Origin of the sequence: Candidatus Planktophila sp. (genome assembly GCA_030681675.1) — a bacterium.
Classification (GTDB): domain Bacteria; phylum Actinomycetota; class Actinomycetes; order Nanopelagicales; family Nanopelagicaceae; genus Planktophila.
On record JAUXRP010000040.1, the window covers coordinates 111,092 to 134,985 of the forward strand.

27 protein-coding genes are annotated in these 23,894 nt (G+C 43.1%); 11 read left to right on the forward strand and 16 right to left on the reverse strand.

The genetic code is table 11. The features are described from left to right. Position 1 precedes the first annotated feature (1 nt). Positions 2–748 (forward strand): SDR family NAD(P)-dependent oxidoreductase, encoded by a 747-nt coding sequence (locus tag Q8K48_07595; GenBank protein MDP1852259.1) that lies wholly within the window; start codon positions 2–4, stop codon positions 746–748. A 9-nt stretch (positions 749–757) separates the two neighbouring features. Here Q8K48_07595 and Q8K48_07600 read toward each other — a convergent pair whose 3' ends face one another. Further along, the gene (locus Q8K48_07600) at positions 758–1,732 is read right to left on the reverse strand and encodes an aldo/keto reductase (GenBank protein ID MDP1852260.1); all 975 of its coding nucleotides are present in this window, start codon (positions 1,730–1,732) and stop codon (positions 758–760) included. A gap of 21 nt (positions 1,733–1,753) precedes the next feature. Beyond that, positions 1,754–2,686 carry a dihydrodipicolinate synthase family protein gene (locus Q8K48_07605; GenBank protein ID MDP1852261.1) on the reverse strand — a complete coding sequence of 311 codons (933 nt, stop codon included), beginning with the start codon at positions 2,684–2,686 and terminating at the stop codon, positions 1,754–1,756. Between the two features lie 60 nt (positions 2,687–2,746). Here Q8K48_07605 and Q8K48_07610 point away from each other — a divergent pair, with 60 nt between their 5' ends. From Q8K48_07610 to Q8K48_07630, 5 genes are all read left to right on the forward strand, one after another. After that, on the forward strand, positions 2,747–3,508 hold the full coding sequence (locus Q8K48_07610) for an SDR family oxidoreductase (GenBank protein ID MDP1852262.1): 762 nt from the start codon (positions 2,747–2,749) through the stop codon (positions 3,506–3,508). A gap of 139 nt (positions 3,509–3,647) precedes the next feature. Continuing rightward, positions 3,648–4,982 carry an extracellular solute-binding protein gene (locus Q8K48_07615; protein MDP1852263.1) on the forward strand — a complete coding sequence of 445 codons (1,335 nt, stop codon included), beginning with the start codon at positions 3,648–3,650 and terminating at the stop codon, positions 4,980–4,982. Between the two features lie 73 nt (positions 4,983–5,055). After that, complete coding sequence (locus Q8K48_07620) at positions 5,056–5,958, forward strand: sugar ABC transporter permease (GenBank protein MDP1852264.1); 903 nt, start codon at positions 5,056–5,058, stop codon at positions 5,956–5,958. Positions 5,959–5,960: 2 nt separating this feature from the next. Continuing rightward, a complete protein-coding gene (locus Q8K48_07625) occupies positions 5,961–6,812 on the forward strand; it encodes a carbohydrate ABC transporter permease (GenBank protein ID MDP1852265.1) in 852 nt (283 codons plus the stop codon). A gap of 25 nt (positions 6,813–6,837) precedes the next feature. Further along, positions 6,838–7,644: an MBL fold metallo-hydrolase gene (locus Q8K48_07630; protein MDP1852266.1), complete on the forward strand. Its 807-nt coding sequence runs from the start codon at positions 6,838–6,840 to the stop codon at positions 7,642–7,644. Between the two features lie 6 nt (positions 7,645–7,650). On the opposite strand, the gene Q8K48_07635 is transcribed toward Q8K48_07630, so the two are convergent. The 3 genes from Q8K48_07635 to Q8K48_07645 are packed head-to-tail and all read right to left on the reverse strand — an operon-like array spanning position 7,651 to position 11,006. After that, the gene (locus tag Q8K48_07635; GenBank protein MDP1852267.1) at positions 7,651–8,307 is read right to left on the reverse strand and encodes a Sua5/YciO/YrdC/YwlC family protein; all 657 of its coding nucleotides are present in this window, start codon (positions 8,305–8,307) and stop codon (positions 7,651–7,653) included. A gap of 25 nt (positions 8,308–8,332) precedes the next feature. Continuing rightward, positions 8,333–9,805: an FGGY-family carbohydrate kinase gene (locus Q8K48_07640; protein MDP1852268.1), complete on the reverse strand. Its 1,473-nt coding sequence runs from the start codon at positions 9,803–9,805 to the stop codon at positions 8,333–8,335. After that, positions 9,798–11,006, reverse strand: coding sequence for a mandelate racemase/muconate lactonizing enzyme family protein (locus Q8K48_07645; GenBank protein MDP1852269.1), 1,209 nt, complete (start codon positions 11,004–11,006; stop codon positions 9,798–9,800). The genes Q8K48_07640 and Q8K48_07645 overlap by 8 nt, the downstream gene beginning before the upstream one ends. Positions 11,007–11,103: 97 nt before the next feature. Between Q8K48_07645 and Q8K48_07650 the strand changes: the two genes are divergently transcribed. Beyond that, a complete protein-coding gene (locus tag Q8K48_07650) occupies positions 11,104–12,120 on the forward strand; it encodes an Ldh family oxidoreductase (GenBank protein MDP1852270.1) in 1,017 nt (338 codons plus the stop codon). Here the strand turns inward: Q8K48_07650 and Q8K48_07655 are convergent. The 6 genes from Q8K48_07655 to Q8K48_07680 all read right to left on the reverse strand — a co-directional run bounded on the left by Q8K48_07655 (position 12,107) and on the right by Q8K48_07680 (position 16,931). Continuing rightward, a complete protein-coding gene (locus tag Q8K48_07655) occupies positions 12,107–12,820 on the reverse strand; it encodes a GntR family transcriptional regulator (GenBank protein ID MDP1852271.1) in 714 nt (237 codons plus the stop codon). The two genes, Q8K48_07650 and Q8K48_07655, sit on opposite strands and share 14 nt — an antisense overlap. A gap of 71 nt (positions 12,821–12,891) precedes the next feature. Further along, entirely contained in the window at positions 12,892–13,704 is an 813-nt protein-coding gene (locus tag Q8K48_07660) for an SDR family oxidoreductase (protein MDP1852272.1), read from the reverse strand. A gap of 13 nt (positions 13,705–13,717) precedes the next feature. Next, a complete protein-coding gene (locus Q8K48_07665) occupies positions 13,718–14,704 on the reverse strand; it encodes a transketolase C-terminal domain-containing protein (protein ID MDP1852273.1) in 987 nt (328 codons plus the stop codon). Then, a complete protein-coding gene (locus tag Q8K48_07670; GenBank protein MDP1852274.1) occupies positions 14,701–15,687 on the reverse strand; it encodes a thiamine pyrophosphate-dependent enzyme in 987 nt (328 codons plus the stop codon). The genes Q8K48_07665 and Q8K48_07670 overlap by 4 nt, the downstream gene beginning before the upstream one ends. 3 nt (positions 15,688–15,690) lie before the next feature. Next, positions 15,691–15,939, reverse strand: coding sequence for a biotin/lipoyl-containing protein (locus tag Q8K48_07675; protein MDP1852275.1), 249 nt, complete (start codon positions 15,937–15,939; stop codon positions 15,691–15,693). 20 nt (positions 15,940–15,959) lie between these two features. After that, positions 15,960–16,931 (reverse strand): NAD(P)-dependent oxidoreductase, encoded by a 972-nt coding sequence (locus tag Q8K48_07680; GenBank protein MDP1852276.1) that lies wholly within the window; start codon positions 16,929–16,931, stop codon positions 15,960–15,962. A 105-nt stretch (positions 16,932–17,036) separates the two neighbouring features. On the opposite strand from Q8K48_07680, the gene Q8K48_07685 reads away from it, so the two are divergent. The 4 genes from Q8K48_07685 (at position 17,037) to Q8K48_07700 (ending at position 19,408) form a co-directional block, all read left to right on the forward strand. Continuing rightward, the gene (locus Q8K48_07685) at positions 17,037–17,690 is read left to right on the forward strand and encodes a fumarylacetoacetate hydrolase family protein (GenBank protein MDP1852277.1); all 654 of its coding nucleotides are present in this window, start codon (positions 17,037–17,039) and stop codon (positions 17,688–17,690) included. Between the two features lie 112 nt (positions 17,691–17,802). Next, positions 17,803–18,459, forward strand: coding sequence for an SDR family oxidoreductase (locus Q8K48_07690; protein MDP1852278.1), 657 nt, complete (start codon positions 17,803–17,805; stop codon positions 18,457–18,459). After that, a complete protein-coding gene (locus tag Q8K48_07695) occupies positions 18,456–19,064 on the forward strand; it encodes a bifunctional 4-hydroxy-2-oxoglutarate aldolase/2-dehydro-3-deoxy-phosphogluconate aldolase (GenBank protein MDP1852279.1) in 609 nt (202 codons plus the stop codon). Before Q8K48_07690 ends, Q8K48_07695 begins: the two co-directional genes overlap by 4 nt. 23 nt (positions 19,065–19,087) lie before the next feature. Continuing rightward, positions 19,088–19,408, forward strand: coding sequence for a putative quinol monooxygenase (locus Q8K48_07700; GenBank protein ID MDP1852280.1), 321 nt, complete (start codon positions 19,088–19,090; stop codon positions 19,406–19,408). A gap of 11 nt (positions 19,409–19,419) precedes the next feature. Here the strand turns inward: Q8K48_07700 and Q8K48_07705 are convergent, their stop codons facing one another. The 5 genes from Q8K48_07705 to Q8K48_07725 are packed head-to-tail and all read right to left on the reverse strand — an operon-like array spanning position 19,420 to position 23,788. Further along, on the reverse strand, positions 19,420–20,202 hold the full coding sequence (locus Q8K48_07705) for a glucose 1-dehydrogenase (GenBank protein ID MDP1852281.1): 783 nt from the start codon (positions 20,200–20,202) through the stop codon (positions 19,420–19,422). 2 nt (positions 20,203–20,204) lie between these two features. Further along, positions 20,205–20,990 carry an ATP-binding cassette domain-containing protein gene (locus tag Q8K48_07710; protein MDP1852282.1) on the reverse strand — a complete coding sequence of 262 codons (786 nt, stop codon included), beginning with the start codon at positions 20,988–20,990 and terminating at the stop codon, positions 20,205–20,207. Continuing rightward, entirely contained in the window at positions 20,977–21,978 is a 1,002-nt protein-coding gene (locus Q8K48_07715) for an ABC transporter ATP-binding protein (protein MDP1852283.1), read from the reverse strand. Before Q8K48_07715 ends, Q8K48_07710 begins: the two co-directional genes overlap by 14 nt. Further along, positions 21,975–22,844, reverse strand: a complete 870-nt coding sequence (locus tag Q8K48_07720; GenBank protein ID MDP1852284.1) for an ABC transporter permease — start codon at positions 22,842–22,844, stop codon at positions 21,975–21,977. The genes Q8K48_07715 and Q8K48_07720 overlap by 4 nt, the downstream gene beginning before the upstream one ends. Then, on the reverse strand, positions 22,841–23,788 hold the full coding sequence (locus Q8K48_07725; protein MDP1852285.1) for an ABC transporter permease: 948 nt from the start codon (positions 23,786–23,788) through the stop codon (positions 22,841–22,843). The genes Q8K48_07720 and Q8K48_07725 overlap by 4 nt, the downstream gene beginning before the upstream one ends. Between the last annotated feature and the right edge of the window lie 106 nt (positions 23,789–23,894).

Below are 23,894 nucleotides of genomic sequence, written 5' to 3' on the forward strand. Positions count from 1 at the left end.
GATGACCGATCTCAAAGAGCATCTCGTACTGGTTACCGGGGCCGCTAGTGGTATAGGAAAACAAATTGCCACCTCACTTGCTAAAAAAGGTGCAATCATCGCTGCTTGCGACAAGAACTTGGCTGGGCTACAGAAAATTAAGAGCGAAATAAATAGCGAAAACTTTTATATATTCGAAATCGATTTCTCGAGCGAGAGTTCGATTAAAGGTTGTGTTGACAAAGTTGAATCTGAACTTGGTCCCCTAAAAGCGGTGGTTAATTGCGTGGGGGTACTTGGAAAAAATGGCGAAAAGATAGAAAGTTTAGACATTGAAGATTTTGACCTGGTCTATTCCATTAATTTAAGGGGTGCGGTGATTTTAACGAAAGCAGTAATTAAAGGAATGACCGAGCGGGGCTATGGCCGAATCCTGCACATGGCGAGCATTTCAGGCAAAGAGGGGAATCCACTATTGGTGGCTTACTCAAGTACCAAGGCTGGATTGATAGCAATGGTGAAGAGTGTAGGTAAGGAATATGCCTCATCGGGAGTTACAGTGAATGCAATTGCACCTGCACTTATAGAATCACCAATGTCCGATAGTTTTTCAGAGAGTCAATTGACCTATCTCAAATCAAAGATTCCTATGAATCGACTTGGAACTAGCGACGAAGTTGCCGAAATGGCTGCCTGGATTATTTCTCCAGCGTGTAGTTTTACGACGGGCTTTACCTTTGATCTCTCTGGCGGACGAGCAACGTATTAAACAGGCAGCTTACTTTAATGCAGGAATGTAAGTGCCGGCCTCCTGGCTCGATGGAGGTAGCCCATTTTCAATTTCATTAATATCAAATTCGGAAAGCTTGATGTGCGTTCCAACTAATGAGTCAAGGATAGTTTTCGGCTGAGAAGATCCTGGGATCGGGATAACGTTCAAACCCTTCGATAGTTGCCACGCAATAGTTAGAGCAAAAACAGAGACATTCATTCTGCGCGCCATGTTCTGGAGCACTGAAAAACTCTGAGATGCCACATTGTTGACTCCACGGACTCCACCAAACGGCGACCAAGGAATGAAAGCTATTCCCGTGCTTCTGCATAATTCCAAAACATCGGAATTTAATCTAAACCTTGGACTATATTCATTTTGAACAGAGACAACACCACCATCTTTTGGTCCACCGATGACATTTAATCCCACTTTTAACTGTTCAAGGTTGACGTTACATAAACCAATGTTTTCTACAATTCCATGGTCTTTTAAAGATCGAACATTTGAATATTGCTCTTCAATGCCAAGTTTTGGATCTACTCTATGATGGTGCCATAATTTTATTTTATCAACCTCCATTCGAGCTGCAGATGCCTCAACTGCACGATACAGGTAATCCTTTGTAGAGTTAAATCCAAGTGCACCAAACCAATTGTCACTTTTCCCGCGTGTAATTCCGCATTTGGTAGCGATGACAATAGAAGACTTTTGAATCTCATTCCCGGTCCAACTTCGAACTGCTTCAGCAATTAGTTTTTCATTATGGCCATACTGATTCCAAGAAGGTGAGTAGGCATCACTTGTATCAAAAAAGTTTATTCCCGCATCCAAAGCGGCATGAATAGTTTGAATCGCCCGATCTCGATCATCCAATATAAAGGCCATCGATTCTGGGTAGCCAGAGAGAGACATGCAGCCCAATCCAATCGGCGAGACTTCAAGACTGCCGATAAAACGAGAATACTTCTCCTGTGTCATCGCCTTTACTTTCGTAGCGCTTTAATTATGTAGGGCCTGATAATTTAGTACTGCTTGAGCTAAATCTGCCAGTTCTTTTTCCGATGGTTGCCAGGTTGGGCAAGGCAATCTCATTTTCCCAACTTTAGTTGGGATTATTGTTGCAGCGACATTCTTTAGACACCCAATAGCCACAACCGGAGCAAAATTAGGTTTGAGAACATGATCAAAAAGACCGACCGTTTCTCTTATCAAAACTTCAGCTGCTTCTATATCTCCACTCATAGCGAGTGAATATACCCGCAACATTTGTTTAGGAAAAAAATTAGCTAGGCCGCATATCCCTCCGGATGCACCAGCCGCAATTCCCTTAACAAGTAAAATATCGCTGCCTAGTAGAACCCTGACTCCGTTTTCTAAGTAATTAATTGCAGAGTTAATATCGCCACTTGAGTCTTTCACACCCCAAATCGGAATTTCTTTAGCGACCTCGGTTTCAATTTTTAGTGAGCAGGAAGGAATGTTATATGCAACGATTTTATGATTAGTTCGACTAGCCACCGCTTTATAGAAATCTATCATTGACTGGTTGTCGATTGGTTTGAAATAGTTTGGTGGAGTAATCATTACAGCTTCAACAGGGATATCTTTTAAGAAATCCAAATACTCCCAAATCTCACCGAGACTATTTGATATCACTGCCGGAACCAGAAATGTGTTTTTGGAGATACTAGCTAAATCTTCAGTGATTTTCATTCTTTCGCGCAAACTCAAAGATGCACCTTCGCCAAAAGTGCCAAAGGGAACTAAACCACTGACCCCATTGGAAAGTAACCACTGACCATGTTCAACTGTTGCAACGTAGTCGACATTATTGTTCTTATCGAAGGCGGTTAGTTGCGGCACTAAAAGACCTTGCATAAAACTCTCCTGTTCAACCGGTGGCTCAATTGGCATATTGTTAACTATTGACAATCATAAGGGTAATGTAGAAGAGTAAGCGCCATCTGAGAAAAGGTAATTCAAAGGGGAGCTATGTCATATCAAGGGATTTTTGATTTAAGTGGAAAAACTGCCTTGGTCACCGGAGCAAGAAAAGGGATTGGTTTTGCCATCGCATCAATTTTGGCAGGTAACGGAGCAAATATAATTGCAGTTAGCTCACATCAGACCAAAGACGATGAGCTAAGTAAGATTGTTAAAAGTTGTGGCGTTGAATTTACTGGGATCGAGTCTGACCTACAGGAGCGCACACAAACCCTTTCCCTTCTTCAGCAGATAAAAGATGTAAAGATAGATATTCTTGTAAATAATGCAGGTCTATCAAAGAGAAATCCAGTGCTCGAACACACAGATGAGCAATGGGATCAAACAATCGAGATTGATTTAAATGCACCATTTCTACTTTCACGAGAGATAGGTCGTGGGATGGCCGAGAGAGGTTACGGGAAGATAATTTTTATAGCCTCTATGTGGAGCTATCAAGGGGGTAAAAATGTAATTAGCTATACCGCCGCTAAAACCGCGCTGGTAGGGCTTACTCGAGGTCTTTCAAATGAACTCATCCCGCTTGGAATAAATGTAAACGCTATAGCACCCGGGTTTATTGAAACTGACATAACAGCTGCTTTGAAGGGCGATCCAGTCAGGTACAACTGGTTAACAAGCAGAATCCCAATAGGTCGCTGGGGAAAACCGAGTGATTTAGCCGGAACAGCACTGTTTTTAGCCTCGCACGCTTCAGATTATGTCAGTGGAATCGTCGTACCTGTCGACGGAGGATTTTTAGCAAATTAACCAAAAGTTATCTAAAAGTGACTCCCAAACCCTTGACTCTAAAGACAAAGAGTTGCAAAATAGCCGCACAGTTAACTAAATACAGTTCACAAAACCTGTGCTGTAATTTAGTTAAATACTCATCAAAGGGGAGATGTGAATGAGCAAAAAAAGAGTCGAGAGAGAAGATGTTCTCGGAGCAAGCACTCTAGAAGTAGGGCGTCGTGGATTTATAAAAGGTGCCGGCGCAGTTGCCGGTGTCGCCGCGGTTAGTTCAGTTGCTGGAGCAGCACCTGCCTCAGCAGCTAAAACTCAACTGAATATAACTACTTGGATGGGCGTAGAACCTGGCCGTAAAGAGGCTTGGGAATCAGTGTTAGCGAAATTTAATGCGCAAAGCACAACAAGTGAAGTCAAGTTGACTGGTTGGCCATTCGCTCAGTATGTAAACCAAGTGTTAACTGGTTTAGAAGCGGGTACTCTCACAGACGATTTGATTATGTCAACTCCTGACTTAGCAGTTCGCCTCTTTAAGAGTGGTTACTTTTTGCCACTGACAGATGCGATAAAGGCAGCGGGTGTAACTCCAAATCCAAAAATTCACGCTTATGTCACAAATAAGGCTGGGGCAGTGCACGGCGTAAGCATTGTGACAGTTAACTTTGGGTTACTTTATAATTCAGAGTTGTTCAAAAAAGCGAAGATCAAACCACCAACCACTCCTGAAGAGCTTTTGGCAGCTGCAAAGAAACTCACTAAGAAGCCAAATCAACATGGTTTCTGGCATCCAAATACGATGGCAGAACAAGGTGATTTCTGGTTCAACATGCAGAACTGGGTGAATATGTACGATGGAGTTTGGGCAGTTGGTAAAACTCCAAAGGCAAACTCTCCTCAGGTTGTGAAGGCAATGAAGTTGTGGCTAGATCTTTATAACACTTCAATTCCTAAGGGAATCAATAATGCTGCAGCAACTCAGCTCGCAGCCAATGGGCGAATCGCACAGGGATTCTGGGTTTCAGCGGCCGTAAACGTTCTCAAGAGTACAAATGAGGCTGTTTATGCCAAGTTACGCAGCGTGCCATTGCCACATAAGAGTCACAAAGCGGCCTCACGTGTTCACCCAATTTCACTCAATAAGTTGGGCAAAAACAAAGAGGCGGCAACAGAGTTCCTCACATGGCTATTTAAGCCAGAAAATATGGCTGATTTAACTATGCAATGTTTAGACTTTATCCCTCCATTCCCAGAGATGACAAAGGTCGCAGCATTCAAGTCGTACCTTAAGACTCTTCCATGGATTGATGGATTCTTAACTCCTCCAAGTGTGCCTATCACTCCAATGGATATGATGGGCGACTTCATTACGAAGAGTGACGAATACGGAACTATTATCCTCACTAATTTACAGTCGGCTATGAACAAGAAGAAGACTGTAAAACAAGCTATGGATCAAGCACAGAAGGAGCTTTTAGTTTTGGCAACAAAACTTTAATTTCTTCGCTCTAATGATTAATGAAAGGCGCTTTACATAAATTGAGAATGGGGTGGGCCGAGATGGTGGTGAAATGAAAAAGAATTCATCATCTCGGTCCTCTTCATCAAAACTACCGTACATTTTAGCACTGCCAATAATTTTAGTAACTTCGCTTTTAGTGGTATATCCAATAACTCAAGCCATTTGGACGAGTCTGACAGATAAAACCCTAGGCGCATCCTTAGACACAAAAGTAAATTTTATTGGGCTTGATAATTATTTTTCATTGTTTAAAAGCACAACTTTTCTTGCTAGTTTAAGAATTACTACAACGTATGCTGTAGCAAATGTCATATTTTCAGTAGGAGCGGGCATCTGTACGGCTATTTTGGTTAATAAGAGATTTAAAGGACGAGGTGGAATCCGAGCCATAATGACGGCACCATGGGCATTTCCAGATATAGCATCTGTTATTATTTTTATCTGGATTTTAAATTCAGCTTTCGGTGTTATTGGTATAGTGAATCAGCATCTACCATTTGATACGTCAGGTGGGTGGCTTACATCCAGTCCATATGCATTTATTTCAATTATCGTTATGTCAACCTGGAAGACATTTCCTTTTTACAGCATAGTTTTCTTGGCCGCACTTCAAGGGGTCCCTGAGGATTTAACAGAGGCTGCAACCGTTGATGGTGCGAACGCATTTCAGAGATTTAGAACAGTAACATTGCCGAGCATTCGACCTACTTTCGTTCTACTCTCTCTCCTGGCTTTCATTTTCGCTTTTCGCCAATTTAGTATGATCTATTTGACTACTGGAGGAGGACCTGAGAGAGACACGGAAACGCTGGTTTTAGCCGTTTACAATACAGCCTTTAAATATTATGACTTGGCGCTATCGTCGGCAATCGGAGTTGTCGGCTTGGCGGTCACATTCATAATTGCAGTTGTTTTTCTTGCACTGCAGTCAAGAGCCGAGAAGAGTAATTAATTATGGCAATCGTCAGAGGCTCAAAACAATCGATTCAAATTCGTACCGCAATCAGATACTTTACTATTTTCTTGGTCAGTTTATTGATTCTCTTTCCGCTGTATTGGATGGGAGTAACCGCTGTACAAGCTCCAGAAGTCACCCTTCGCTATCCCCCTGTTTTATATCCGATCGATCCAAATTTAGAGGGATTTCGCTTAATATTTGGAGAAAAGCAGATGAGCAGGTGGTTGATCAATTCAGCTCTGGTCGCCCTCCTAACTACTTTAATTACAACAGTTTTATCAATACTAGGCGCTTACGCTCTCTCCTGGTTTAAATGGAGGGGGAAAATTGCATTTGGGTTGATGTTGCTCTTTACCCAAATGTTGCCAGAAGCACTTATCGTGATTCCAATCTTCAAGATATATAGTAATTTTCAAATGACAGACTCTTTGACGGCTCTGTCATTAATCCATGCAGCTTTCGTTATTCCTGTAGGCGTATGGATCCTCAAACCAGCCTTTGAGAGTATTCCCAGAGAAGTAAATGAGGCGGCACAAATTGATGGATGTACTCCAATGGGGGTTTTAAGGAAAATAATTATTCCTTTATGTTCTCCTGCCATTCTTGCCGTTGGTGTGGTTGCCTTCTTTGCCAGCTGGGGAGAATACCTCATTGCAGTAACAATGATTTCAACTGAGGAGAAATATCCCGCCTCAGTTGGTTTAGCATCGACAATGTCCCAGTTAGACACTCCAATACAAACTCTTTTATCGGGAGCAATCGTTTATGGATTGCCACCGGTCATTCTTTATATGTTTATCCAAAAGTTTGTTATTTCTGGCTTAACTGCAGGGGCGATAAAAGGCTAGCTGAGATACAGAAAATGGTGATGATATGGATGCAAAGAACAGTTCATTATGGCCAGTAATTCGGGATACTCCAGTACCGGCTGGCGCGGTACACGTATGGTGGCTACTTCAAGCGGGCTTTGTCATAAAGAGTCCTGGGGGCAATACGGTTTGTATTGACGCGTATCTAACCGACTCAGTAAAAACCTCTTATGGCATTAGTAGAGGTTATCCAGCCCCGCTTTCACCCGAGGAATCTGAATTTGATGCCGTTCTGGCAACTCATTCCCATGACGATCACCAAGACCCTGAGGCGATCATTCCATTTTCAAAGCATGCAAAAACTCGATATATAGGTCCATTTAACGTTATTAAGCTGGCAAGAGCGGGAGGATTTTATGGAGAGCGTTCGGTACTAATAAATCGTGGAGAAGTTGTAGAAGTAGGAGATATAAAGATTGAAGCGGTGTATGCCCGACATATGTTTGAACCAGAACCAACACCAGATGCGACGGGTTACTTAATCACGGTTGGGAAATGGCGAATTTATCACTCAGGTGATACGGAGTACGATGCCAGAATTGTTGATGATACTGAAAATCGAACTGATATTTCTCTTATATGCATTAATGGAATTACGGGCAACATGGACACTAAGGAAGCGGCCTTTTTGGCATGGCGACAAGGGTGCCAAGTGGCGGTTCCGATGCACTTCGGGTTATGGAATGAAGATGAGGAGTTTAACAAGACTGCCACCCTTGATTTGAGTGAATTTACTGATACTTACAAACTTTTAGAACCCACCGGTCGAGTTTGGATTCCAGTGCTGGGTGAACCACTTGAGTTGAAGTAGTTAGTTTTAGGCAGAAGATAACGATGGAAGCAGTTTTTTTGCTTCTATAAAAGTTATAGCTCCTTCACGAAGCATTTTAGGTTTAGCGTGAATGCAGTTAATAATACTTGTTTTTTCTTTTAACTTTATTGTCCCTGAGTCGATCGCCACCCTTATACACTTTCTGTTTTCTGGGGTTAAAAGAGTCAAAGATTTCAATAATCCACCCTTTGCATCAGTTAGAGAAACATAGATTATCGGTCCCATTAGTTCTGACATGGCATTTAAAAGTTCATTCTTAGGGCTTCTAACCATTACAGAGGTAGGAGCAATGCTGGCTCCAAGATTATTTGGAATTACATCTCTCGCCGGGAGTTCAATATTGAGCATACCTGGCCAAAAAAAGCCGGCTAAAAGACGGGCGCTATCAGGAATATCAGGGACATAATCAATCAATTGCCCCAAGTCACTTATAAAAATTGGGAAAAAAATATCAGGATCAGACTTCTTCAACTTCCTAAAACTCTCACCCGCATCTGGGTTAGAGGGGTCGGCAACTGCGACATATGAATTTTCAACTGCCACAACCAAAACCGCTCCAGTTCGAAGAATTTCAACTAACTCAAACGACAGCTTCCTAAGTTTGTTAATTTCTGTTTTCTTTGGAGCTAAAATCTTTCTCATAGATTCCTATTAGTAATTTTCATCATTATCTACCTTGGCTTTTTTTGTGATCGGCTAAGCGAATCGCGAAACTTTGAGCTAGTAGAAATTCTTGGAACTTTCTCTGTGAGTACTCTTTATTTTCCTGATTTGCCGAAGATTTTAAAGGGTTAAATCTCAATTTCAGCGATGATTCAGCGAGATTTCCGCTTAAAACAGAGTGTGCGAGAATTGCCGCTCCACGAGTTGTTGTATCGATATCGTCATAACGTGCAATATTACGACCAAGAGTTTGCAGCCTGATTTTCTCCCACCTTGCGTCATTGCCTGCATGTCCGCCTAATTTAACAGTAGATTGAGTTTCCCCATTCAACCCTTCTGCGGTCTCAAGAACTTGTTTTTCAGCAAATGAAATACCCTCTAAAACCGCCGCTGCAAACTCTGCTTTTCTCATATTTCCTGTAATGCCATAGAAGCCCCCTTGGATATCAGCCCTCCATAAGGGAGCCCTCTCACCAAATATGTAAGGCAAGTATATTGGAAGGTTTTTCCCTTCTGATTGTTGTGAAAAATTCATGACTTCATCGAGATCGAGATTAAGCAAGTCGCGTGCCCAAGATATTGAACTTCCACTGGATTGTGTAGGTCCATAAGTAATCGTCAATGGAGCACATGATTCGGGGATTATGTAGAGCGATCCCCCATCCTTCGGGGGTGTGCGAGTTGACGATCCTACAATTGCAGAAGTGCCCGTAATTATGAAAGAGCTTGGCTCGCGCATCACGTCAATGGCTACCATTCCTGACATAGCATCAGACCACCCAGTACTTACTGGGATACCGGATGGGAAGCCGAAGGTTAATGCAGCGGTTTGTGAAACATTTCCACGACTCGAGAAGCCATCTCTTAATTCAGGAACTATCGAAGTAGGCCAACCCGTATATTTGAGAAGAGATTCAATTGGTTGCCTATTTTTTACATTGCATAACCCTTTTGAAGACCATGGGTCAGAGATTGCTTCACCCGTTAAGTGAAACCCGACATAGTCTTTTGGCTGTAAAACCCAACGAGCCCTTTGAACCAGCCAACTTTCGTTTCTTGATAACCACAGTAGTTTGGCAGGACAAGCACTTGGGGACCATGGCAATGAGGTTCCAATTACTTCAAGAGGATTCCCAAAAACCTCTTGCAGTTCTTGCGACTCTTTTTGTGCGCGAGTATCTTGCCATGTTAACACTGGGCGAAGCGCAACGCCGCTTTCATCGATGCAGACAACTGATGGTGTGTGACCAGAGAGTCCAATCGCTATTAAATTTCGAGTCAAATCTTTATTAAACTCCGCAATACTTTTTAAGGCATCCAGATAATCTTCAGCTTTTTGTTCTGCCAACCCAGGCTCTGCAGAAATTGTCGCAATTTTTACCTCTACTCTTTCCAAAACATCGCCACCCTTGTTAATGAAAATAGCCTTCACAGAAGAAGTTCCGATGTCTAGACCAAGAATGAGTTTTTCACTCAAGACGACTCCACCGGACGATTGCATCGCTGCGTTTGTTTATCCCGGGTTGTAAGGCCGTACCGAGTCCAGGACCCGTTGGGGGAGTTAAAAAACCATCTTTATACTGTGGAAGAACCGTCACCATATCTTGGTACCAGCCATAGTAAAAAGCACGGACCATCTCCTGCAATTCAATGTTGGAGTATGCAACTCCGAGATGTGTACCAACAGTCAAAACAACCGGGCCAGTACAATCATGAGGAGCGACGGGCGTTCCATAGGTTGATGCAAGAGCGATTACGGCGCTGGCCTCAGTAATTCCACCTACCCAGCCAGGATCGAGCATTAAATGGTCGACTGCACCAGAGGCGAGCAAGCGATGGTGATCCCACCTAGTACCGGTCGTCTCTCCCACAGTTAAAGGTAGATTTACCCCACTCTTAAATCTTTTGAGCGCGTCAGCACTTTCATTTCTGATTGGATCTTCAATCCAGAATGGAAAGAACTCTTCAACGGAGTTAGCGATGATTGTCGCGGCGGGAGTAGACCAGAGCGAATGCATTTCCAGCATGATGTCAAACCCATCGCCTGCAGCTACGCGCGCGCGTTCAAATAGATCGACTGCAACTTTCAAATCATTTCTATCGATAGTCTGTCCACCAGATCGAATTGATGCCTCATCGAAAGGCCAAATCTTCATGGCCGTCATGCCCATTTCCTTAAGACTTGAGACTAAAGATTCAGGTTCGTTTAAAAAGGCGTAGAGATCTTCATATTCACTACTTGTTACTGTTCCCAGCTGCGCCTTTCTATTACGATCAATATTCGACGACCCTTTTGCATATCCTGAGCCAGCACATGTGTTGTAAGCCCGAATTTGATCACGAACTTTCCCTCCGAGAAGTTGATAAATCGGTTGGTTAGTAACTTGACCAAGCAGATCCCACAAGGCAATATCTATTGAAGATGCCGCTCGAACCGCTACGGAAGAGCCATTAAAACCAATGAAATCCTGGTGGAGTATTTCGTGAACTTCGTTGATGTTAAGTGGGTTCTTACCTAATATCCGAGGCGCAACACTTTCGTGAAGGAATGTCTCAACACTTTCTACACCTACACAATTCTCGCCAAGTCCAATCAAGCCCTCATCCGTATGGACTTGCACAAAAAGTATGCTTGGAAATTCTCGCAACCGTATTGTTTCCAAGCCAATAACTTTCATGTAAACCCCTTATCTGGATATTGATTTTTAACAGCAGCACAGTTACTCTTAATTGTTTATTGTTTACGATTCTCGCCTACGAGTCAAGGGGTTTCACGTGCCAGAACCAGTAAAAACTCTCAAAATAACTCGACAAGAGGTGCTGCAGATTTCGCAGAGTATTCTTGAAAAATTCGGTTCTTCGAAGGTCTATGCACAATCTGTATCCGAATCTTTAGTACAGGCACAAGAGGCAGGGCACGCATCTCACGGAATAATTCGTCTAATTGAATATACAGATTCGATAAAAAACGGAGTAATTGATCCGACCGTAGCACCAACGATTTTGAGGGAGGAGGGTTCAACTGCAGTTATCGATGCACACTGGGGGTGGGGGCAAGTTGCCTGCAAATTTGCGACAGAAGTAGCAGCGAGTAAGGCCAGAGAGTATGGTGTTGCAGCAATTTCTATTAATTCATGTAATCACATTGGACGAGTGGGTGAATATATTGAATTGTTGGCACAAAAGGATCTTGTCTCAATGATGTGGTGCAACGCAGATCCAGCTGTAGCTGCATTCGGTGGCAGTCAAAGATTGTTTGGCACAAATCCATTTGCTGCTGGAATACCGTCGAATGACGAGCCAGTAATTATTGATTTTGCCACTGCGGCAAGTGCAGAAGGTAAATTAAGAGTTGCGCGAGCTAATGGAAGCATTATTCCGACTGGTATCGTTATAGATAAAGATGGAAAAGATAGTAACAACCCACAAGACTTTTACTCCGGTGGGTCTTTGCTTCCTTTCGGGGGCCATAAAGGCTATTGCATGAGCCTAATGATTGAATTATTAGGCGGTGCGTTGTCGGGTAACCACCCTTCAATGAATAATGGGTTTACCAAAGGGTATGGGCCAGTTTTAATTGCGATTGATCCAGAAAAATTTTTTGGGTTAAGTTTTTTCAAATCGGAAATTTCAGAAGCGACGAAGATTATAAGATCATCCAAACCGACTGATTCAAACCAACCGGTACTAGTTCCAGGTGACGTAGAAAATATTCAGCGCGCTCAGAATTCGCCAGAGATCCAAATCTCAGAGGCAATTTGGAGTTTAATTGTAGAACTTAGTCTTTCTTAGCCGCTATAGGCTGTTCTGTAAAATGAACTGCCACTCTTTGGAATCCTCGCTCAACATGAGCACTCAACATATCTTTAGCCTTTTTAGTCTGCTTGTTTCTAATAACTTCAACTATTGCGGCGTGATCTGGTGCCCAACTTGGAAGAAAAGTCTTATTAATGTTTTTATCCTTCGACCATGTATAAACTAAAAACGCGAGAATTTGAGATCGGAGTACAGTCCATGCTTGCAATAAACGATCATGATGAGCGGCTGCAAAAAGAGCGGTATGAAATTCTAAATCAATACTGCTCACAACACTGGGTGTACGTTGCTTTTCAGTCAACTTTGCATAATGATGAAGAACATCCTCCATCGCTTCAATATCTAAAGCTGTAGCGTTTTTACATGCCCACTCAATCGCTAACTCTTCAAGAACGCTTCTCATCGAATAAATTTCTAGGATATCGTCATGATCCCACGAAGCGATCCGAGCGCCTTTATGCCTTTCGGTGGTTATGAGGCCTTCTCGTTCTAGGCGCATTAGGGCTTCCCGGATGGGACCCCTCGATACACCCATCTGCAAAGCGAGTTCGTCTTCAGCTATTCGGCGACCGGGTTCTAACTCATGAGTGATAATCGCCTCACGAAGATCATCTGTTACTACATCCGAGAGCACTCGGCGTGATGCGACTTTTAGACCCAGAGGCTTTAATGTCATTCATGACTCCCATTAAATTGTTGTTTGTAAACAATACCATCTAAATGGCAGTGCCCCAACTTCAAAGAAATTTAGTAGTCACCCAGAGTTCCGCCGGCGTTATAGGCAAGATTGCCTCCATCAACTGGCAGGATAGTTCCGGTAACCATTGCCGCGGCATCACTTGCTAGGAAATGAACCGCATGTGCTATATCGGCAGGTTCTGCAACCCTACCAAGGGGTATCCCACTGATTAAAAGATCCATAAGAGGTTTGGCTTTTTCTCCCTCTACTTCTATCCATTTTCTCCAACCGGGTGTATTTACTGAACAGGGCTGGATCGCATTGACGCGAATATTTGATTTCGCCCACTCGATTGCAAGTTCACGAGTCAACTGATTTACCCCACCCTTTGAAACGCTATATGCGAAATTTCCGCGTCCAATTGCCGAGCTACCGGCAATAGAGCTTATATTTACAATTACTCCAGGTTTTTTAGCTGCAAGAACTAGTTTCGAAAATTCTCTGGCGTTCAAAAAATATCCTGTTAATGAAGTTCCGATTACCTTATTCCAAATTTCTAAAGTTGTATCTTGAGGAGGTGTATGGGTACCCGCAGCGGCATTATTAATTAAAATATCTGCTACGCCGAATTTATTCGAGACAAATTTAAATAGGCTCACCACATCTGCTTCGATACTAGAATCGCCTCTGAAGGTTGTTGTGGATATCCCCAGGGACTCCAATTCTTTCTGGCCTGCAGCGAGTCCTATTTCATCTATGTCAGACATAATTATTTGCGCACCATCACCGCCTAGCTGTCTGCAAACCTGCATTCCTATACCGCCGGCAGCTCCTGTAACAACGACAACTTTTCCTTTAACACTGAACGCCCCTATTGTCATTTAATTCTCCATTTCAGTAAGAAACAACTTCTCTAACAGCCTTTGAAATTTGTTCGACTGAGGGTATTGCAGACTCTGTCATTGCGGGGTTAGCACTCAGTGGAGCACGAACAGCGCCAACTCTAATGATCGGGCCTTTCAGCGCACGAAAGTTTCGTTCGGTCGCTGCAGACGCAATTTCACCGGTGATTGAGCCAAACAATGGTGCTTCATCCAGAACAACAACTCTTCCGAACTCTTGAACCGCTCTGTCGATTGCCTCTTGATCGAGTGGATATAGCGTGCGTAAATCAATGATTTCCACCGAAATACCTTCGCCTTCTAGTGCTTGAGCTGCTTTTGTAGCGGTTATTACTGAGTAGCCATACGTAATTATTGCCGCGTCTTTACCTGTTTTCACCGTTTTGGCTTTTCCAAATGGAATAAAGAGATTTTCATCTCCAATTTCACCTCGTGCACCAGACAATTTCTTATGCATTAAGAAGATAACTGGATCCTCAGATCGCAAAGCAGTTTTTATGAGTCCCTTAACATCTCTAGCTGTCGAAGGAACGGCGATTGAAAGTCCGGGAGTTTGTGCAAAAAGAGATTCCAATGAATTACAGTGATGAGCTCCCCCAAGTGCAACTCCGGAAGTTGCTCGTATAACCAGCGGAACTGGCGTTCCAAACATAAATCGAATCTTTGCCGCTTGATTAATGATTTCATCCATAGCTCCTAGAGAGAAATCAATAAAGTTTAAATCCACAATGGGATGGCATCCATACATCGCAGCCCCAACTCCTGCCGCGACCATTGCCGCTTCAGAGATTGGTGCGTCACGAACTCTGTCATGACCAAACTCCTGCGCGAGGCCTTTCACTTGGGCAAAGTGCCCGCCTCGCTCTACAAGATCGGTTCCGAGAATAAAGATGTTTTTATTGAGGTTCATTTCTTCGCGAACTCCGGATTGAAAAGCCTCGGAATACGTTGGTGTAATTGTTTTGACCTCGGTTGTCATAGTTGAACTCCCAACTTGCCTGAATCTACGCCCTGAGTAATTGTTGAAAGGTCAGGCTCTGGTGAAGACTCTGCAAAAGCAACTGCCTCCTCTATTTCCTGGCGCACTGATGTACGAAGCTCATCCACTTCAGATTGAGTGATTAACCCTTCGGAGAGTACTTTCTCTGTGAACATGTCAATTGGATCTCGTGTATTACGCCACTGTTGGATTTCATCTTGAGTGCGATACTGACCTTTTTCGCCGACATTATGACCATAATATCTATAGGTTATGGCATTAATAAAAGTCGGACCCTCGCCCGCAAGCGCTCGCTCTCGTGCCTGACGTACGTGCTCACGGACTTCGATGACATCTTGCCCATTGATATTAAAAGAAGGTAGTCCAAATCCAGCGCCTCGTTTTGCTAAATCACCACCACCTGTAACACGACCAACGAAAGTTTCAACGGCGTACTGATTATTATCAACCACAATTATTAATGGTAGTTTCCAGATCACCGCCATATTAATTGACTCCCATGTTCTGCCAGTATTCATACCTCCATCTCCGACAAAACCAATCGCTACTTTCTTTTCACCTCTGTGTTGGATTCCAAGGGCAGCACCCATAGCTATTCCGACACCGGCGCCTACAATTCCATTTCCCCCAAAATGGCCTCGTGAAACTCCAGCTAAATGCATTGAGCCCCCACGGCCCCCCGAAACTCCAGTTGACTTTGCCATTAACTCAGCCATTACCGATTTAGGCGAAAATCCTTTTGCAAGTGTGTGGTGATGAGATCGGTGTGTTGTCGCAATTACATCATCATCGGCAAGTGCTGATAAAACACCAACCGCCACGGCTTCCTGCCCGGATGAGTTATGCATACCTCCCGGAACTTTGCCGCGCAGGCACAATTTATCCGCAGTCTCTTCAAAGTCTCTTATAACCATCATGCCACGCAACAACAAAACGGCTTCACGTTTATCAATGGAAGACATCTATCACTCCACCTCTCCAGGAGAAAGAACAACGGTAATCGTATTTCCTGCCGGTACTTCATCATTGACTGAGTAGCGATGCTTTCCAAGGATGCCTGATGTTTCAGCGGGAATATCCATAGTTGTTTTGTCGGTTTCAATCACAGCAACAGCATCACCAACATTGATTGCATCTCCAGGTTGTTTTAACCACTCAAGTAAAACAGCATTATCCATCGCCATCCCTAGCGCAGGAACGAAAATTTCTTCCATGTCTTATTTCTCCTTTTGTTTTAGAATGGGCCTGTTGCAAACTTTCCATTTATAATTACTTGGTCTTTAATAAATGAGAAAGCATCAGTTAATCCCCATTCGACTAGTCGAGGACCTGAACTTTTCGAATACCAAGCTATATGTGGAGAAAGAATCAAATTCTTCGTTTTGCGTATTAAAGCATCTTCTACGAGTGGCTCTTTCTCAAAAACATCTAACCCAGCCCCATCTAAGTGACCGCTTTCTAAAGAGTCGATTAGTGCGTCTTCATCGATTAATCCACCTCGAGATACGTTTACCAAAATAGATCCCTTTGGCATCAAGGCGAGCTCGCGTCTTCCAATCATATGATGAGTTGCTGGTGAATAAGGAGCGTGCATGCTGACGATTTTGCTCGCAGTTAAAAGCTCATCAAGAGAATTAACCATTCTTACACCAGGTATTTCTCCAGTTACTGCAGGATCAAAACCCAGAATCTCATTAACAAAAGGCTTCATTTTTCCGATGAAACTCTGCCCGATACGACCGCAACCAATAACGCCGATTGTAGAATCTTGCAGTGAAGTTATCTCCGCAATTTGAGTTGCTGGAATCCATTTACCCGCCTGGGTTGTGATAGTTGCTTGTAACAAACCACGATGTAACGCCAGCACCATTGCAGCTGCGTGGTTTGCTACTTCATTGAATGCATAAGTTGGTTGAAAAATTACGGGTAGTTTATATTTCTTGGCTGCAACCAAATCGATGCTATCTAATCCAACTCCTAATCGCCCGATACACTTAATCGAGGCGGGCATCTCTGAAATCTTTTCTTCATTCAATTTATGTAGAGCGACCAGAAGCGCTGAACAATCCGTGGCTGTAGCCTTGAGATCCTCTACAGAGTCAACCGGTCCAAATTTTAGATCTATATCAAGTTTGTCTGCGACAACGGTCGCCCAGGAAGGGTCTGCTAAAGCACCTTCGGCAATGGCAATCTTTACTCTCGACATCTAGCTCCCCATCACTCCTGTTAGGGGTTTACTGTATACAATTTGCCATGTTTAAGGTAGTGTTTTGGAAAATTAAAATTCTCGGTTAACCTGAAAGGAATCGCCATGGATTTACCCCTACCGATGCCAGGAAAAGTGATTGCTGTAGGCCTTAATTACAAGGATCATGCCGCAGAAGCCGGCATCCCACTCCCAGAATTTCCTGTTCTATTTACTAAGTGGACAACCTCGCTGATTCCACATGGTGCCGACATTATTCTTCATAAAGGGGTCACCCAATTGGATTGGGAGGCAGAGCTCGCGGTTGTAATCGGGAAGCGGGCCACACTCGTAAAGGAGAGTGAAGCGATGGACTACGTCTCCGGCTATGCATGCATGAACGATGTTACTGATCGCGAAGCTCAGGGCAAGGACGGTCAATGGGTCAGGAGTAAGTCCTACAACACCTATGGACCAATAGGTCCCGTCATTGTTCCAGCCGGAGAGATTCCAGACCCACACAATCTAAAGATTGAAGCTCGTCTCAACGGCAAAACCATGCAATCTAGCAATACAAAGAATCTGATTTTCAATATTCCATTTCTAATTTCTTATATTAGCCAAAGAGTTACCTTAGAAGCCGGAGATGTAATCACGACTGGAACACCGCATGGAGTCGGACTTTTTTACAAACCGCCAATCTTCATGAAGCCAGGGGATGTAATCGAAATCGAAATCGAAAAGATTGGAATTTTGACAAATAAGGTAGTTGCCGAGTAATTATGAGCTACAAGGATTCAGATCGTAAGTTAGCAGTGATCACTGGAGGAGCCAATGGGATTGGTTTAGCCACAGCCCATAACCTTGCCCAAAAAGGGTATGACCTTTTTTAATTGATAGAGATTTAGAGAACTTGAAAGTTGCTGAGGTTGAGCTAAAAGTTCATGGGACATCAATAAAAATTCTAGATCTTGACTTATCGGAGAGCTCAAATGTTCTTAACGTAATGAGTAATGCAGTGAGAGGCTTTAATGTTGATGCACTTGTAAACAATGCAGGGGTCGGTTTTGCACGAACAGTCGAGCAAACGACTTTAGATGAGTGGGATCTAACCTTTTCTGTCAATATAAAAGCCACTTTTATCATGTGTAAAGTAATTATTCCTCAAATGATTGCAAATGGAGGCGGAGTAGTTGTAAATGTAGCTTCGGCTGGCGCTTTGGTTGGGTTAAAAAATAGAGTCGCATACTGTGCCTCAAAATCCGCCGTGGTTGGTCTAACTCGATGTATTGCCGTAGATCATGCACAACAGGGTATTCGTATTAATGCAATCGCACCAGGGACAGTTGATTCAACATGGATTGCAAGAATTCTATCTGATGCCACCGATCCTGTTGCAGCAAGAAAATTAATGGAAGCGCGCCAATTGGATGGAAAGATGGGAACCCCGGAAGAGGTTGCACATGGAATCGCATTCCTATTAAGCCCGGAGGCCAGATTTGTAAATGGAAGTGTTTTTTCGATGGATGCAGGATTAACCGCAGTATGAGCAGAGTTTTTAATTCTGGTGTAATTGCGGTTATAAGAACTAATAATTCAGACGATGCACTTGTTATCGCTCGTGCCCTAAATGACACAGTCGTAGATGCGATTGAAATTACTATGACAGTTCCAAACGCTTTAGATGTAATTGAAACTCTGGTGAATGAGGGAGTTGAACGAATCGGAGCTGGTACCGTCAGAACCGTTGACCAAGTTAATGCGATTGCAAAGGTTGGAGGGCAATTCGTTGTTTCACCTCACACAAACCGAGAGATTATTGAAGCAGCCATTAAAAACAATTTGAAGGTAACACCAGGTACGGCGACTCCAACAGAGATGATGCAGGCCATGGCATGGGGAGCAACATTGGTGAAGATTTTTCCAATTTGGGCCTTCGGAGGTCTGGAGTATATAAAGAGTGTTTTAGAGCCGCTTCCTGATTTACCAATTGTCGTCTCTGGCGGTGCCACCCCAGAAGAGGTAAAAGAGTATTTGAAGTTGGGAGTAAAAGGCGTCTGCTTGGGCGGGGCACTGTGGGAGCAATCCATCGTTTCAACAGGTAGCGTTTCGGCGGTACGTGCATATGCTGTTAACGCACTTTCGAGAATCTAAAAGAGAGAAGTAGTGAGTTCACAATGAAATTTGCGGTCATGGTCGTTTTCAAAGTTCTCAACTCAGAAGTAACGGTTTTTGAGAAGGAATTGAGAATACACGCAGAGAATACGTGGAAAGAGACTGGGGCTTTGAAATTCATCGTATATATCGATGAATTAGATCCATCAACATTCTATCTATACGAACTTTACGAGAATCGAAAAGAATTTGAGAAACATACACAAACTGACTACATAGAAATTTTCAAAAATAAGGTAACACCTTTGCTGAGAGAACCAGCTCAAATATTTCGAGGCGTTCCAAGAATTTCGAATCCAAAATCTGACAAAGGTGAAATCTAGAAAAAATTCATTTAACTATCAAAATCTGCTCCGCTTAACACGCCTCCATCAATTAAAATCGATTGCCCAGTAACATAGCTCGAGGCCTCACTTGCAAGATATATAACAGCTCCCACAAGTTCCTCAGGTTCTGCCATTCTCCCAATGGGAGTAAAGTTGTTAAACCACTCACTTCGCTTTGGATCCCCCCAAAGAGGACGAGTAAATTCCGTCTTAACATATCCAGGTTCAATGCAATTAACTCGGATTCCATCTGAAATCCACTCGCGAGCAAAGGATCGAGTCATGGAGGAAACTGCAGCTTTTGTGGCAGCATAAACGGAGACTGTATTGAAACTAAAACGAGCAGTTATAGAACTTACATTAACAATTGATCCAGAACCCTTTACTTTCATGATTGAGTGGACTGCCTGACTTAGAAAATAGACAGCTCGCATATTAACCGCAACGATTGCCTCGAAATCATCAAGGGTGACATCAACTATCGATTTACGACGATTTATTCCGGCACAATTTACAAGAATATCAATTGAACCTAATGCCGATGCCGCTTCAGCAGCCAAAAGAGTGCAGGCCGCCGTATCGGTCAAATCTGCGGCAAATAAGAAAACACGACCACCGGTGGCTTCAATAATCTTTTTCGTTTGTTGCAATTTCTCGAGAGTTAAATCCTGTATTGCAACAGTAGCGCCAGCTTGAGACATGGCTTGTGCTAAAACAGAACCAATTGCGCCGCCGGCGCCGCTGATTAATGCAGTCTTACCTTTTAGTGAAAATAACTCCAATCCAGTCATTTTTAACCGGCGTTTTTAGAGTTAATTTGTAAATGACCAGGAATAGAGGAAATGAGTTTTTGGGTATAAAGCTCTTTTGGATTATTGAATATCTCCTCTGATTTACCCGACTCGACAAATTCACCATTTTGCATCACGTAGACACTATCTGTGAGGTATCGAATTACTCCTAGGTCATGGGAAACAAGAACAATCGAAAGTCCATCTTTGATTAGTTCACTAAATAGCTCAAGTAATTGTGATTGTGCACTTTGATCGATGGCCGAGGTTGGTTCGTCTGCAATTAATATCTTTGGTTGAACTGACAATGCGCGGGCAACAGATGCGCGTTGGCGTTGTCCGCCAGACAGTGAACTTGGGTATTTGAATGCGTCAATTTCACTAATACTCATTCGCTTAAGTAAATCAAGAGCAATTTGCTGAGCCTCTGCCTTGTTTGGGTTCTGGTGAATTCGAACTGCTTCTGAAACAGCATTAATAATTCTCATACGGGGATTTAAACTACTGTATGGATCCTGAAAAACCATTTGAACAGCTTTTCGAAGTTCACCTTTATAAATTTCTCTACCTTCTTGAATCGGCTTTCCCAAGTATGTTACATAGCCACTTGTAGGAGATTGGATACCCGATAAGACTCGAGCAAGAGTTGATTTACCACTGCCTGATTCGCCAACAATTCCAACAACTTGGCCTTGAGGAAGCACAAAATCAACATTTTTTACTGCTTGGACTTCGTATCCGAATGATTTAAAAGTGACACTTACATCGAAGGCTTCAAGCAAGTTCATTTGAATCCCCCCAAATCTCCGCTTGGCGAAGGCAGGCGCTTACATGGTCTTTTCCCACTTTGGCGAGTGGAATCTCTATATCTTCGGAACACATAGGCTTTGCATAATCACATCGCGCTGCAAAGCGACAACCTGTTGGCCAATCGCCAACTGTTGGAGGTTGACCCTTTATTGTTACTAATTTTCCGCGAGGTTCTACTAAGTCAATGCGTGAGTTATATAATGCCTCTGTATATGGATGACGGGTTTCTTTTATTTTAGAAGATGGAATCTCCTCCACTGTGGCACCTGCATGCATAATCACAATATCATCGCAAACCTCGTTAATTAATGGAAGATCATGTGAAACAAGAATTATTGAGGTATTGAGATCTTTTCTGATTTGTCGGAGAAGATCCATGATCTCGGCTTGGACAGTCACATCCAGGCCAGTTGTCGGCTCATCGGCGACAATCAATTGTGGCTGGCGAGCTATAGCGCAAGCAATCATAATTCTTTGCTTCATTCCCCCAGAGAGTTCGTAAGGGTACTGCTTTAGTACAACTTCAGGGCGCCGTATCTGAACTATATTCAACAATTCAATCGCTCGTTCCCGAACTACGGAATCATTCATTTTTTCACCCTGCCGAATCGCTTCAGCCAATTGCGCGCGGACTGTCATTACAGGATTTGGACCGGCTAAAGCAGACTGAGGGATATATCCAATTCGCTTGCCGCGGATATCTCTCCACTCTTTCGGTGATGCATTCACCAAATCAGTACCATCAAATTTGAGGGACCCTGATTTAATATATGCACCTCGACGTTGCAAGGTGCCGACTAATGAACGGCACAACATTGTTTTGCCAGACCCAGATTCTCCTATGAGTCCCAGCAGCTCACCTGGCTGAATATCGAAAGTGGCACTATTGACAATAGTTAATCTGCGTTTGCGGGTAACTTTAACGTCAATACGAAGAGAATCAATTTCAACGAGTGCTTTACTCATGAATTCCCTCGATCTCTGCGCGAAAGCCCTTCAACAATAAATGAGAGAGAGATAGCAGACCAACACAATGCCAGACCAGGGAAAATTGTCAACCACCATGCTTGACCCAGAAAAGTTCTACCATCGGCAATCATTGCACCCCACTCTGCTGTGGGTGGCCTTGCCCCTAATCCCAAAAATGAAAGTCCAGAAACCACAATAATTACCAAAATAAAATCGCTTAGTGCATAGGCAAGACTTTCAGACGAAACATTTGGTGATATATGTTTTGCAATGACTCTACGCTTTGAGAAACCCATGAGTTTTGTTGCTTCAATGTAGTTCTGAGCGAGAACTACTACAGCTTTGGTACGTGCAATACGAGCGTAACGTGCCCAGTTCATAACAGAAAGAATAATGACGACATTAAACAATCCAGGCCCTAAAAAAGTAACCATGGCAATTGCAATAATCAGTAATGGAAATGCGTTTATTCCATCAATGAGAGAACTAACAATACTTATAAAGTATTTATTCTTCGCTAATCCCAAGAGAATTCCAACAATCGTCCCAATAACTAATGGGATTGAAACTCCAAGGAATGCAATTCCTATATCTGAAGGTACTGCAGAAAAAACACGGGTCATGACATCACGACCCAATTGATCCAATCCCATGGGATGTGCAAAAGACGGTGACTCAAGAGATTCTCCGACAAACTCATCAGCACCATAAGGGCTGAGCAGTGGGTACAAAAACCCGACAATTGTTATAGATGCAAACATAAAAGTGCCCGTAATGATTCCAAATCCACCAGGGCGTGAAATCCATTCCTTTATCTTTTCACTTCTTGAAGCGTTTGCCAGTATTGCTTTGTTACTCCTCATAGTTTGACTCTCCGATCTAGAGCGTATGCCAGTAGATCACCAATGAAACTGAGAAACACGGTTATAACGCCAAAGATAAGCAGAATTCCTTGAACCATTGGATAGTCGCTAGCAAGGACGGCTCCTACAAGTTCACGCCCAATTCCTGGCAGAGAAAAAATTGTTTCTAAAATTACGGTTGCCCCCAGCATGGTGCCCATCATGTAGGACATCAAAACTACAGTAGGGGCGAGTGAAGGCTTGAGAATATAGAACCAGAAAAACCGAGGACGGCTGACGCCTCTGATAATCCCTGTTTCAACAAACTCTTCTGCTTTAGTATCAACAACAGATGTGTGGAGAACTCTGGAAATAATAGCGACAAGAATCAGACTGTTGATTGAGACTGGAAGCCATAAATATTTGAGGTTTTCTGGAAAGTCACTCACATATCCAAATAGCGGTGCCCAGTTCCTTGTAACGCTAAAAAGTAAAATTCCAATCATCGCAATAAAAAAGTTGGGAGTCGCAATAATAATCGATGTTAGTCCTCTAAATACATAAACCGTTGAAGCTTTATTTGACCATCCAATAATTGTTCCTATTGGAATTGATATCAAGAAAGCAAGTAAAACAGATAAAGTAATGTATGTGAGAGTCAATGGAAACGTTCGCTTTATAGTTTCTAGAACATCCACACCATTGACCAGTGAAACACCCAGGTCTCCCTGCAACAAATTCTTAAGATAATCAATGAATTGAGTAAAGATACCTCTATTGAGTCCGAGCTGTTCACGAAGTTGTTCGATGGCTTCAGGTTCAGCGCCAGCACCTAAACGCGCAGAGGCGGGATCGCCCGGAGAGAGTCTGATTAATGAGAAGGAAATTACCATTACCCAAAATGAAATGGAGACTGCCCGTAAAAAGCGCCCAAAAATTTTCCGGAGAAAGATATTTCTATTCACGGAACTATTTTCCACCCTCCACATTCAAAGTTCTGTACACGCTTCGGACAAAATCATTAAAGACTAGAAATCAATTACCTGGGTGTCCACGATTGTGAACACCCAG

Excerpts from the sequence above, each read along its gene's own strand:
- Q8K48_07595 (MDP1852259.1), top strand. The coding sequence starts at position 2 with ATGACCGATCTCAAAGAGCATCTCGTACTGGTTACCGGGGCCGCTAGT.
- Q8K48_07600 (MDP1852260.1), bottom strand. The coding sequence starts at position 1,732 with ATGACACAGGAGAAGTATTCTCGTTTTATCGGCAGTCTTGAAGTCTCG.
- Q8K48_07610 (MDP1852262.1), top strand. The coding sequence starts at position 2,747 with ATGTCATATCAAGGGATTTTTGATTTAAGTGGAAAAACTGCCTTGGTC.
- Q8K48_07615 (MDP1852263.1), top strand. The coding sequence starts at position 3,648 with ATGAGCAAAAAAAGAGTCGAGAGAGAAGATGTTCTCGGAGCAAGCACT.
- Q8K48_07620 (MDP1852264.1), top strand. The coding sequence starts at position 5,056 with ATGAAAAAGAATTCATCATCTCGGTCCTCTTCATCAAAACTACCGTAC.
- Q8K48_07625 (MDP1852265.1), top strand. The coding sequence starts at position 5,961 with ATGGCAATCGTCAGAGGCTCAAAACAATCGATTCAAATTCGTACCGCA.
- Q8K48_07630 (MDP1852266.1), top strand. The coding sequence starts at position 6,838 with ATGGATGCAAAGAACAGTTCATTATGGCCAGTAATTCGGGATACTCCA.
- Q8K48_07635 (MDP1852267.1), bottom strand. The coding sequence starts at position 8,307 with ATGAGAAAGATTTTAGCTCCAAAGAAAACAGAAATTAACAAACTTAGG.
- Q8K48_07645 (MDP1852269.1), bottom strand. The coding sequence starts at position 11,006 with ATGAAAGTTATTGGCTTGGAAACAATACGGTTGCGAGAATTTCCAAGC.
- Q8K48_07655 (MDP1852271.1), bottom strand. The coding sequence starts at position 12,820 with ATGACATTAAAGCCTCTGGGTCTAAAAGTCGCATCACGCCGAGTGCTC.
- Q8K48_07660 (MDP1852272.1), bottom strand. The coding sequence starts at position 13,704 with ATGACAATAGGGGCGTTCAGTGTTAAAGGAAAAGTTGTCGTTGTTACA.
- Q8K48_07665 (MDP1852273.1), bottom strand. The coding sequence starts at position 14,704 with ATGACAACCGAGGTCAAAACAATTACACCAACGTATTCCGAGGCTTTT.
- Q8K48_07670 (MDP1852274.1), bottom strand. The coding sequence starts at position 15,687 with ATGTCTTCCATTGATAAACGTGAAGCCGTTTTGTTGTTGCGTGGCATG.
- Q8K48_07675 (MDP1852275.1), bottom strand. The coding sequence starts at position 15,939 with ATGGAAGAAATTTTCGTTCCTGCGCTAGGGATGGCGATGGATAATGCT.
- Q8K48_07680 (MDP1852276.1), bottom strand. The coding sequence starts at position 16,931 with ATGTCGAGAGTAAAGATTGCCATTGCCGAAGGTGCTTTAGCAGACCCT.
- Q8K48_07685 (MDP1852277.1), top strand. The coding sequence starts at position 17,037 with ATGGATTTACCCCTACCGATGCCAGGAAAAGTGATTGCTGTAGGCCTT.
- Q8K48_07695 (MDP1852279.1), top strand. The coding sequence starts at position 18,456 with ATGAGCAGAGTTTTTAATTCTGGTGTAATTGCGGTTATAAGAACTAAT.
- Q8K48_07700 (MDP1852280.1), top strand. The coding sequence starts at position 19,088 with ATGAAATTTGCGGTCATGGTCGTTTTCAAAGTTCTCAACTCAGAAGTA.
- Q8K48_07705 (MDP1852281.1), bottom strand. The coding sequence starts at position 20,202 with ATGACTGGATTGGAGTTATTTTCACTAAAAGGTAAGACTGCATTAATC.
- Q8K48_07710 (MDP1852282.1), bottom strand. The coding sequence starts at position 20,990 with ATGAACTTGCTTGAAGCCTTCGATGTAAGTGTCACTTTTAAATCATTC.
- Q8K48_07715 (MDP1852283.1), bottom strand. The coding sequence starts at position 21,978 with ATGAGTAAAGCACTCGTTGAAATTGATTCTCTTCGTATTGACGTTAAA.
- Q8K48_07720 (MDP1852284.1), bottom strand. The coding sequence starts at position 22,844 with ATGAGGAGTAACAAAGCAATACTGGCAAACGCTTCAAGAAGTGAAAAG.